Here is a 10259-nt window from a genome sequence, read left to right on the forward strand (position 1 = left end):
GAGGTCCCGCCGCCCGCCCGGTCAGCTCGACGCCGGTGGGGTGTCCGGGGTGCCGGGACCGCCCACCGGCTCGGTGAACCCGGCCAGCAACCGCTGCGCGGCGAGGGCCGGGGTGAGGGTGCCGTCGACGACCTGCCGTTCCACGTCCGGGGTGAGCGCCCGTACCCGGGGATGGCTGCGGAGCCGGTCCAGCAGCTCGGCCCGGACCATCGCCCAGACCCACCCGATCTGCTGGCGGCGACGTCGCTCGGCGAGTTCGCCGGAGGCGGCCATGCTGTCGTGGTGCCGGGTGAGCTGACCCCACACGTCGTCGAGGCCGGTCTCCTGCAGCGCGCTGCAGGTGACGACGGGTGGTTGCCAACCGACGTCGGTCGGGTGCAGCAGGCGCAGCGCCCCGGCCAGTTCCCGGGCGGCGCGGCTGGCGTCGAGGGCGTGCGGTCCGTCGGCCTTGTTGACGGCGATGACGTCGGCGAGCTCCAGCACCCCCTTCTTGATCCCCTGGAGCTGGTCGCCGGTGCGGGCGAGGGTGAGCAGCAGGAACGAGTCGACCATGTCCGCCACGGTGGTCTCGGACTGGCCGACGCCGACGGTCTCCACCAGGACCACGTCGTAGCCGGCGGCCTCGACCACCACCATCGCCTCCCGGGTCGCCGTGGCGACCCCACCGAGGGTGCCGGCGCTCGGCGACGGCCGGATGTAGGCGGCCGGGTCGGTGGCGAGCCGCGCCATCCGGGTCTTGTCGCCGAGGATGCTGCCGCCGGTACGGGTGGACGACGGGTCGACCGCGAGCACCGCCACCCGGCTGCCCGCGCCGGTCAGCCGGCTGCCGAGGGCGTCGATGAAGGTGGACTTGCCGACCCCGGGAACGCCGGTGATCCCGATCCGGCGGGCACCGCCCGCGTGTGGGGTGAGCGCCACCAACAGCCGCTGGGCGGCCACCCGGTGGTCGGGCCGGGTGGACTCGACCAGGGTGATCGCCCGTGCGACCCAGGAGACCGCCCCCGCGCGCACCCCCTCGACGTACGCCTCGACGGCGGGAATCGACATCGTGTGCCGCTCACCCGTCCGGGTGCCCGAGCAGCCGGGACAACCGGCGCAGCAGATCCGCGGCGGCGTCGGCGATGACGGTGCCCGGCGGGAAGATCGCCGCCGCTCCCGCCGCGCGCAGCGCGTCGAAGTCCTGCGGCGGAATCACACCCCCCACGATGATCATGATGTCGTCGCGGCCCAGCGCGGCCAGCTCGTCCCGCAGCGCCGGCACCAGGGTGAGGTGTCCGGCGGCCAGGCTGGACACCCCGACGAGGTGCACGTCGGCCTCGACGGCCTGCCGGGCGACCTCGGCCGGGGTCTGGAACAGCGGACCCACGTCGACGTCGAAGCCGAGGTCGGCGAACGCGGTGGCGATCACCTTCTGCCCCCGGTCGTGTCCGTCCTGGCCCATCTTGGCGACCAGGATGCGGGGCTGGCGGCCCTCGGCGGTGGCGAAGGCGGCGGTGGCGGCCCGCACCGTCTCGACGGCCGACGCCCCGCCCGCTTCGGTGCGGTACACCCCGGAGATGGTACGGATCTGCGCGGAGTGCCGCCCGTACACCTTCTCGATCGCGTCGGAGATCTCTCCGACGGTGGCCTTGGCCCGTGCGGCGTCGACCGCCAGGGTGAGCAGGTTACCGCCGAGCCCCGCCTCCCGGGTGCCGTCCAGCGCGGCGCCGGCCGCCCGGGTCAGCGCGTCCAGCGCGGCGGTGCAGGCCTCGTCGTCGCGCTCGGCCCGTAGCCGGCGCAGCTTCTCGACCTGCTGCTCGCGGACGGCCCGGTTGTCGACCTTCAGCACCTCGATCGGCTCGTCGGCGGCCGGCCGGTACTTGTTGACGCCGATCACCGGCTGCCGGCCGGAGTCGATCCGCGCCTGCGTGCGCGCGGCGGCCTCCTCCACCCGCAGCTTGGGGATGCCCTCGTCGATGGCGCGGGCCATCCCGCCGGCCGCCTCGACCTCGGTGATGTGCTTCCAGGCGCGGGCGGCCAGGTCGTGGGTGAGCCGCTCCACGTAGGCGCTGCCGCCCCACGGGTCGATCACCCGGGTGGTGCCGGACTCGTGTTGCAGGACCAGCTGCGTGTTGCGGGCGATCCGGGCGGAGAAGTCGGTGGGCAGCGCCAGCGCCTCGTCGAGGGCGTTGGTGTGCAGCGACTGGGTGTGCCCCTGGGTGGCGGCCATCGCCTCCACGCAGGTGCGGACGACGTTGTTGAACACGTCCTGGGCGGTCAGTGACCAGCCGGAGGTCTGGCAGTGCGCCCGCAGGCTCAGCGACTTCGGGTTGCCCGGGTTGAACTCCCGCACCAGCCGCGCCCAGAGCAGCCGGGCCGCCCGGAGCTTCGCGACCTCCATGAAGAAGTTCATCCCGACGGCCCAGAAGAACGACAGGCGGGGGGCGAACGCGTCGATGTCCAGCCCGGCGTCCCGGCCGGCGCGCAGGTACTCCACCCCGTCGGCGAGGGTGTACGCCAGCTCCAGGTCGGCGGTGGCCCCGGCCTCCTGGATGTGGTAGCCGGAGATGGAGATGGAGTTGTAGCGGGGCATCCGCGCGGAGGTGTAGGCGAAGATGTCGGAGATGATCCGCATCGACGGCTGCGGCGGATAGATGTAGGTGTTGCGGACCATGAACTCCTTGAGGATGTCGTTCTGGATGGTCCCGGACAGCTGCTCCGGCGCCACCCCCTGCTCCTCGGCGGCGACGATGTAGAGCGCCAGCACCGGCAGCACCGCGCCGTTCATGGTCATCGACACGCTCATCCGGTCCAGCGGGATGCCGTCGAAGAGCTGCCGCATGTCGTAGATCGAGTCGATCGCCACCCCGGCCATGCCCACGTCGCCCGCGACGCGCGGATGGTCGGAGTCGTAGCCGCGGTGCGTCGGCAGGTCGAAGGCGACCGACAGGCCCTTCTGCCCGGCGGCGAGGTTGCGCCGGTAGAAGGCGTTGGACTCCTCGGCGGTGGAGAAGCCCGCGTACTGGCGGATCGTCCACGGCTGGGTGGCGTACATGGTCGGGTACGGGCCCCGCAGGTAGGGCGCGATGCCGGGGTACGTGCCGAGGAAGTCGAGCCCGGCCCGGTCGTCGGCGGTGTACAGCGGAGCGACCGCGATGCCCTCCGGGGTCTGCCAGGTCAACGCCCCGGGGTCACCGCCGGTCTCGGCGCGTACGGCCGCGCGCCAGTCGCCCGGCCCACCGCCGGTGGGCGCGGCCCCGAGGTCGACGCCGGTGAAGTCGGGAATCGCAGCGGGCATCACGGCACCCCCAGGTCACGCAGGATCTTCTCCAACACCCGCACGGCGTCGCAGCCCGCGAAGAGATAGTCGTCCACCGCCGGATGGTCGGCCGGTGCGCCGGCCAGCCACACCCTGGTCGCGCCCGCCTCGGCCAGGGCCCGGGCCACCGGCTGCGCCGACTCGGCGTAGACCCGGTCGGAGGAGCACAGGCAGGCGACCCGGGCGCCGCTGGCGGCGAACGCCGCCGCCAACCGGGCGGGATCGTCGTCACCGGCCGGCGGGTGGACGCTGGCCACCCCACCGGCCGCGAACAGGTTGGCGGCGAAGCCGGCGCGGGCGCTGTGCACCGCGGGGCGGCCCAGCGTGGCGAGGAACACCGCAGGTCGTACGCCGGTGGTCGTGGTGTGCGCGTCGACCCGGTCCCGCAGGTCCTCGTACGCCTCGGCGTAGCGGTGCCGGGGCAGGCCGCCCTCCGGCGCGGGCGGTGCCGCCGGACGGGTCGGCAGCTGCTCCTCCAGGTGGGGGAATTCGCTGACGCCGGTGAGCGGGTCGCGGCGGTGGGCCAGCGCGTCGGCCCGTCGCCGCCAGGTCGCGGCGAGCCGGTCGGCGACGAGCCCGCTGTCCAGCGCGGCGGCCATCCCGCCGGCCCGCTCGATGTCGGTGAACCAGGCCCAGGCCGCCCGGGCGACCTCCTCGGTCTGCCGCTCGACGTACCACGAGCCGCCGGCGGGGTCGACCACCCGACCCACGTTCGCCTCGTCGAGCAGGAGTGACTGGGTGTTGCGGGCGATTCGCCGGGCGAAACCGTCCGGCAGGCCCAGGTGCAGGTCGAACGGCTGCACGGTCACCGCCTCGGCGCCACCGACCCCGGCGGCGAAGCAGGCCAGCGTGGTGCGCAGCATGTTCACCCACGGGTCGCGGGCGGTCATCATCGCCGAGGAGGTCACCGCGTGTTGCCGCTGTGCGCCCACCTGGGGCGCCCCGCAGACCTGGGCGACCCGCGCCCACAGCCGACGGGCCGCGCGCAGCTTGACGATGGTGGCGAACTGGTCGGCGGTGGCCGCGTAGCGGAACTCCAGCTGGCCGAACGCGGTGCTGACGTCCAGCCCGGCGGCGGTCAGCTGACGCAGGTACGCCACCCCGGTGGCGAGCGCGCAGCCGAGTTCCTGGGCGTCGGAGCCGCCCGCGTCGTGGTAGGTCGTCGCGTCGACCGTCATCGCCCGCAGCAGGGGGAAGTCGGCCGCGCAGCGGCGGGCCCACTCGTCGGCCGGGCCGCCCCACCGCTGCCCGGTGCGCGCCCGCCAGCCCAGCGGGTCGACGCCCAGGTTCCCCCGGACCTCGGCGGACGGCACCCCACGCTCGGCGAGCAGCGCGAACCACGCCGGCACCGCCTCGACGGCGGCGTCCCCGGCGTCCAGGACCACGCCGGCCAGGTCGAGGTAGACGTCCTGGAGTGCGGTCGCCAGGCCGGTGACCGGCAGGCCGCCGTCGCCCAGCACCAGCCACAGCGAGGTCACCCCGTTCTCCAGGTCGACCCGGATCGCCTCGCCGGTGAGCTTCGGGTCCGGGTCGGCGTGGCGCTGCCGGATGTCCCAGCCGGCGGCCACCGCGCCGGTCGCCCGCCCGCCCCGGGTGTACGGGAACAGCCCCGGTGGCGGCGGGACCGTCGGCGCGTCGGCTCCGGTGTAGAGCGCGGCGGTGTCGATGCCGTCGTGGCCGTGGTGGGTGAGCAGCTCCCGGACCGCCTCGGGGCCGGTGTCCGCGTCGGCGGCACCGGTCTTGCGCAGCACGGCGAGCGCCGACTGCCGCCACTGTTCGGAGGTGGCGGCCGGGAAGTCGGCGGCGAGGCGAAGCGTCTCTGACGGCACCGTCATGCCGGAATAGTAAAGGTGCGACCGCGGACCGTCGCCTGGATGTGACAACTCCAACTGCGGTGGCGACGCTATCGGGAGGTATGGCCGCCGACCCTACCGAAGCCACCATATGGGTTACCGCTCACGCATTGACGTGGGCTGACGTCGCTGACCGCGGCGGCAGGCCCGGCCGCCGGGGCGGAGGAGCGTGCCGGTCGCGGCGGGCCACCCCGGGGTGGTGGATCGGGCCACCCGGGGTGGTGGAACCGGTGTGCTGCTCGTCGACCGGGTGCCACGACTCCGCCCCCGCACGCCCGCCCCGCGGGTCACCGGGCGGGTCGGCCGGCGGGTCGGCGGGGCTCGGCCGGGCGGATGACGCTCTGACCATGGTCGATGTACTGGTGCAGGAGAGCGGATCGCCTGTCGGGCAATTCTATTGATCATGATGAATTGTCCTCCGGTTCCCGGGAGGCCTGGTCGTGACTTTCCGAAATGTGTAGGGTGAGCGCAGCGCCGTCCCGGCCGACATTCCGCCGCCCGGGGCACGGGTAGCGCGGGGCAGGCCGGGGAGGTCCTGCCGGCGGCGGGACAGCTTTCCGATTTCGATGACGACGTGCCAGCGGCGGCTGAGGACATTCGGCCAGAGAATCGTCCTCGGGCGCCACCTCGCAGACGTCCACCGGGCGGGGCGGAACGTCCCCGGTTTCCCCGGCGGGTCGCGGTGAGGCGAGACGGAGGAGGCGGATGTCCATGAAGGACGGTGCGGTGCGGTCCCGGCGGGGCTTTCTGGGAATGGGGGTGGGACTGCTCGGCGCGGCCGGCCTCGCCGCGTGCGGAGACACCTCGCCGTCCACGCCCAGGGTGCAGGCCGAGGTTCCGCAGGAACTCGTCGACGCCGCGACGGCGTTGAAGGGCTCCTCGATGGGGATGCTGTCGCAGAAGCTCTACTCGGAGGCGGCGAACGCGGCTCTCGACGCCTCGATCAGGAAGTTCGCCGACACCACCGGCACGAAGATCGAAAACAGCCTGGTCCAGGCCGACGCCGGGGACGTGGTCGCCAAGATCCATGCCGAGGTCCAGGGTGGCGTGGCACGTGACCTCGCGTTCATGACCGACTCGCGGTTCGTCGCCCAGTTCCAGGCGCTCGGCGACCTGGAGGACGTGACGGACGTCGTCCAGGCGCTGACGGCGACGTACGGCGAGCCCACCGCCGAGTCCAAGAACTTCTGCGTCTTCGACGGCAGGTGGTTCGCCATCCCCTACCACTTCATCGGCATCGGATCCTTCCTGCGCAAGGACTGGATGAGCGACGAGGGCATCACTCCCAAGGACGTCTACACCTGGGAGGAGCTGCGGGACCTCTGCCTGGCGATCTCCGACCCCGGCAAGCGGCGGTTCGGCTGGGGCATGACCGTGAACCGGTCCGGGGACGCCAACGGCATGATCGAGGCGCTGATCAACTCGTACGGCGGGGCGATCGCCTCCAACGACGGCCGGAAGGTCACCTTCGACTCGCCCGAGACGGTGCAGGCGGTGACCTTCCTCGCCGACATCTACACCAATCCCCGGTACAAGCCGATGCTGCCGCCGGGGGTGGCCGCCTGGACCGACTCCAGCAACAACGAGAACTGGCTCGCCGGCATCCTCGGCTACACCCGCAACCAGTTCAGCGTCTACGCGGACTCCAAGACCAAGAAGAACCCCGTCTACGCCAACACCCACGTCTTCGCCGACTGCACCGGCCCCGCCACCGACAACTCCCTGCTGCTCGGCCAGTCCCAGGGCTTCGTCATCTTCAAGGGTGCCAAGAACCCCGCCCTGGCCAAGCTCCTGACCCAGTACCTGGTCACCGCGCCCGCGCTCGTCGGCGTGGCGAAGGAGGCGCCGGGGCTGGCGCTGCCGGCCTGGGAGAAGGTCTGGGACGCCGACCCGTTCTTCACCAGCGGCGACCCGGCGTTCCCCATCATGCGCAGGATCACCCAACAGAAGCTGCCGCTGTCGACGAAGAACGGCCTGGACTTCCCGCAGAAGGCCAGCGCGGGACAGCAGGCCGCCGTCGGCGCGTACGTCCTCACCGACCTGATGCAGCAGGTCATCCAGGGCACGTCGCCCGCGCAGGCGGTGCGGGCCGCCCACGCCAGGATGGTGCAGATCTTCACCCAGCAGGGGCTGCCGCAGTGACCTCGGTCCGCCCGGCGCCCGCCCCGGCGTCAGGAGCATCGCCACGGCCGAGGCCCGGCCCCCGTACCGCGCCGGGGCGGCGACTGGGCCGCGACTGGCGGCTGGCGGCGACGTTCCTGGCCCCCACCGCGGTGCTGGTCGGGGTGCTGGTGCTGCTGCCGATCGCCTGGTCCGTGGTGACCAGCACGACGGAACGGCACGGCCAGGACAGCGTCTTCGTCGGCCTGGCCAACTACCTCGCCCTGACCGACGACGAGCAGTTCCACACGGGCGTGGTGAACTCGTTCGTCTTCACCGCGTACGCCGAGGTGTTCAAGGTGGTGCTCGGGCTGTCCGCGGCCCTGCTGCTGCACCACCGACGCCGGGGACGGGCCGTGCTGGCCGGGCTGCTCCTGCTGCCGTGGGTGGTGCCCACGGTGGTCACCGCGTTCAGTTGGCGCTCGCTGCTCGACCCGATCTTCGGCAGCGTCAACACGCTGCTCACCGGGTCGGGGATCGGGCCGCTGCTGGTGCGGGCACACCTGGTCGACAGCTGGCCCGCGGGCTGGCTGTCCGAGGCGTCGCTGGCCATGCCGTCGGTGATCGGCGTCAACGTGTGGAAGGGGGTGCCGTTCTTCACCGTCGCCTTCCTCGCCGGGTTGAAGGCCATCCCCACCGAGCTGTACGAGGCGGCGACCGTCGACGGGGCCTCACCGTGGCGGCGGTTCCTCCACGTGACGCTGCCCGGACTGCGCCACGTGATCACCGTGACGGTGACCCTGTCGTCGATCTGGACGTTCAACAACTTCGACCTCATCTGGTTGCTGACCCAGGGCGGTCCGGGCGACGCGACGGCACCGTACGTGCTGGTCGCGTACTCGAAGGCGATCCTGCAACTCCAGTACGGCGCGGGAGCGGCGGTCACCCTCGTCATGCTGCCGGTCATCGGCGTGCTGGTGTTCCTGCTGGTCCGGCTGTTGCGCCGGGACTCGGGCGTGGCCCCGTCCCGACGTGCCCGCAGGACCCGGCCGGCCCGGCCGCCCCGTACCGTCCGCACGGTCCGCACCGCCCTGCCGTGGGCCGTCGCGGCGGCGACCGTCGCCCTGCTGGCCTGGGCGTCACCGCACATCTTCTGGAAGGCGGCGGTGCTCCTCGGGGTGTTCCTGCTGATCGCGGCGGCGGTCGGCCGGGTGGTCTCGGCCCTCGGTGCCCGGGGGAGTCGCCGGGCGTCGTCGCTGGTGTCGGGGTTGGCGTCCTGGGTAGCCCTGGCCGGGCTGCTGGTCTTCGTCCTGGCCCCGCTGTACTGGATCTTCGTCACCGCCTTCAAGTCCGACGGTCAGATCGTCATGCACGCCCGCGACCTGTGGCCGACACCGTGGACCACCCAGCAGTTCACCGACCTCTTCGCCACCAAGCCGTTCGGCCGCTGGTACCTCAACACGGTGCTGGTGTCCGTGGCGTCCACCGCGGTGGCGCTGGTCTGCGCCGCCCTGGCCGGCTACGCGCTGGCCCGGCTGCGGTTCCGTGGGGCACAGGGTTTCACCGTCACGGTCCTGATCACCTACGTGATGCCGGGCGCGCTGCTGTTCATCCCGCTGTATCAACTGCTCATCGGGATGCGGCTCACCGACTCGTTGTGGTCGCTGGTCGTGACGTATCCGACCTTCACCCTGCCGTTCGCGACCTGGTTGCTGGCGGGGTACTTCGCGTCGATCCCCGTCGAGTTGGAGGAGGCCGCGCTGGTCGACGGCTGCACCCGCCTGCAGGCGTTCCGCCGGGTGGTGCTGCCGCTGGCCAAGCCGGGCCTGCTGGCGGTCGGGCTGTTCACCCTGACCAACGCCTGGAACGAGTTCCTCTTCGCCTTCGTGTTCATCACCAAGGACGAGTACAAGACCCTCCCCGTGGGCATGCAGTCGATGATCACCGGAGATGTCGTGCCGCAGGGGCAACTCGCCGCCGCGTCGCTGCTCGTCAGCATCCCCGTGGTGCTCATGTACGCCTTCGGCCAGCGCTTCCTGACCGAGGGGCTCACCGCGGGCGCGGTGAAGGGCTGAACCGGGGCTTCCGCCCGCCCGGATCACGGGTGTCGGGCACCGGCCGCCGGGCCGCAGCCCGCTCCGCTGTCGGGGCGTCGAGGAGCCTCGGCGAGCGGCGGCGCGGGCAGGCGTCACCCGGCGGCGTACCGGCCCGGGGTCACGCCCAGGTAGCGGCGGAAGTGGCGGGTCAGGTGCGGCTGGTCGTAGAAGCCGGTCGCGGCCGCGACCTGGCCCGCCGGTACGCCGCGCAACAGCAGCCGGCGGGCCGCGTCGATGCGCCGCCCGGTCAGGTACGCGTGCGGCGCCAGCCCGTACGCGCCGGTGAACGACCGCACCAGGTGCGCCGGACTGACGTCGAACTCCCGGGCGGCCAGCTCCAGCGTCACCCCGTCCACCGTCCGCTCGTCCAGCAGGCGGCGCAGCCGGCGGGCCAGGGCCGGTTCGGGTCGGGAGAGGGGAGTCGGGCGGAGGTGCTGGGCGAGCCCCTCGCGGATGAGCGAGAACCGGCTCTGCGCGGCGAACTCCTCACCGGGCTGAGCCAGCGCCTGGTGCAGCCAGTGCACCCGCTGCCGCAGTGCCGGCTCCGTCAGGATGGGCGCGTCCACGGCGGCCCCGATGAGGCCGGTGTCGAGGGTCGCCGGATCGAGGTAGAGCACCCGTTTGCGGAAGCCGGCCGCGGTCGCGGCCCGACCGTCGTGCGCCACGTCGGGAGGCAGCAGTGTCACCTGGGACCGCAGCACGCCGTGATGGGTACGGTTCAGGTCGTACTCGATCACGCCGTCGTCCACGATGAGCAGCGTCCAGCAGTCATGGGTGTGCATCGGGTACGTGTGACCGGTGAACCGGGCGTGGAGCACCTCGACGATGCCCTCCACGGCCGGTCGCCACGCCGTCACCCGCTGACCCGCGTCCACGACATCAACGTACAAGAGCCTGCCACTGCCGTTCCGC

Annotated in this window: 6 protein-coding genes; 2 read left to right on the forward strand and 4 right to left on the reverse strand. The window is 72.6% G+C overall.

From position 1 onward, the window contains the following. Positions 1-21: 21 nt before the first annotated feature. The 3 genes from meaB to GA0070623_RS00080 all read right to left on the reverse strand — a co-directional run bounded on the left by meaB (position 22) and on the right by GA0070623_RS00080 (position 5133). Positions 22-1047: a methylmalonyl Co-A mutase-associated GTPase MeaB gene (meaB, locus tag GA0070623_RS00070; RefSeq protein WP_067301633.1), complete on the reverse strand. Its 1026-nt coding sequence runs from the start codon at positions 1045-1047 to the stop codon at positions 22-24. Between the two features lie 10 nt (positions 1048-1057). Next, positions 1058-3160 carry a methylmalonyl-CoA mutase gene (scpA, locus tag GA0070623_RS00075; RefSeq protein WP_456320058.1) on the reverse strand — a complete coding sequence of 701 codons (2103 nt, stop codon included), beginning with the start codon at positions 3158-3160 and terminating at the stop codon, positions 1058-1060. A gap of 116 nt (positions 3161-3276) precedes the next feature. Beyond that, on the reverse strand, positions 3277-5133 hold the full coding sequence (locus GA0070623_RS00080) for a methylmalonyl-CoA mutase family protein (protein ID WP_067301626.1): 1857 nt from the start codon (positions 5131-5133) through the stop codon (positions 3277-3279). Positions 5134-5856: 723 nt separating this feature from the next. Between GA0070623_RS00080 and GA0070623_RS00085 the strand changes: the two genes are divergently transcribed. Next, complete coding sequence (locus GA0070623_RS00085) at positions 5857-7293, forward strand: extracellular solute-binding protein (protein ID WP_231932602.1); 1437 nt, start codon at positions 5857-5859, stop codon at positions 7291-7293. Next, complete coding sequence (locus GA0070623_RS00090) at positions 7290-9326, forward strand: ABC transporter permease (RefSeq protein ID WP_067301619.1); 2037 nt, start codon at positions 7290-7292, stop codon at positions 9324-9326. The genes GA0070623_RS00085 and GA0070623_RS00090 overlap by 4 nt, the downstream gene beginning before the upstream one ends. A 113-nt stretch (positions 9327-9439) precedes the next feature. Here the strand turns inward: GA0070623_RS00090 and GA0070623_RS00095 are convergent, their stop codons facing one another. Further along, positions 9440-10222 carry a helix-turn-helix transcriptional regulator gene (locus GA0070623_RS00095; RefSeq protein ID WP_067301616.1) on the reverse strand — a complete coding sequence of 261 codons (783 nt, stop codon included), beginning with the start codon at positions 10220-10222 and terminating at the stop codon, positions 9440-9442. Positions 10223-10259 lie beyond the last annotated feature (37 nt).

Origin of the sequence: Micromonospora rifamycinica, from assembly GCF_900090265.1 — a bacterium.
GTDB lineage: Bacteria > Actinomycetota > Actinomycetes > Mycobacteriales > Micromonosporaceae > Micromonospora > Micromonospora rifamycinica.

Excerpts from the sequence above, each read along its gene's own strand:
- meaB (WP_067301633.1), bottom strand. The coding sequence starts at position 1,047 with ATGTCGATTCCCGCCGTCGAGGCGTACGTCGAGGGGGTGCGCGCGGGG.
- GA0070623_RS00080 (WP_067301626.1), bottom strand. The coding sequence starts at position 5,133 with ATGACGGTGCCGTCAGAGACGCTTCGCCTCGCCGCCGACTTCCCGGCC.
- GA0070623_RS00085 (WP_231932602.1), top strand. The coding sequence starts at position 5,857 with ATGTCCATGAAGGACGGTGCGGTGCGGTCCCGGCGGGGCTTTCTGGGA.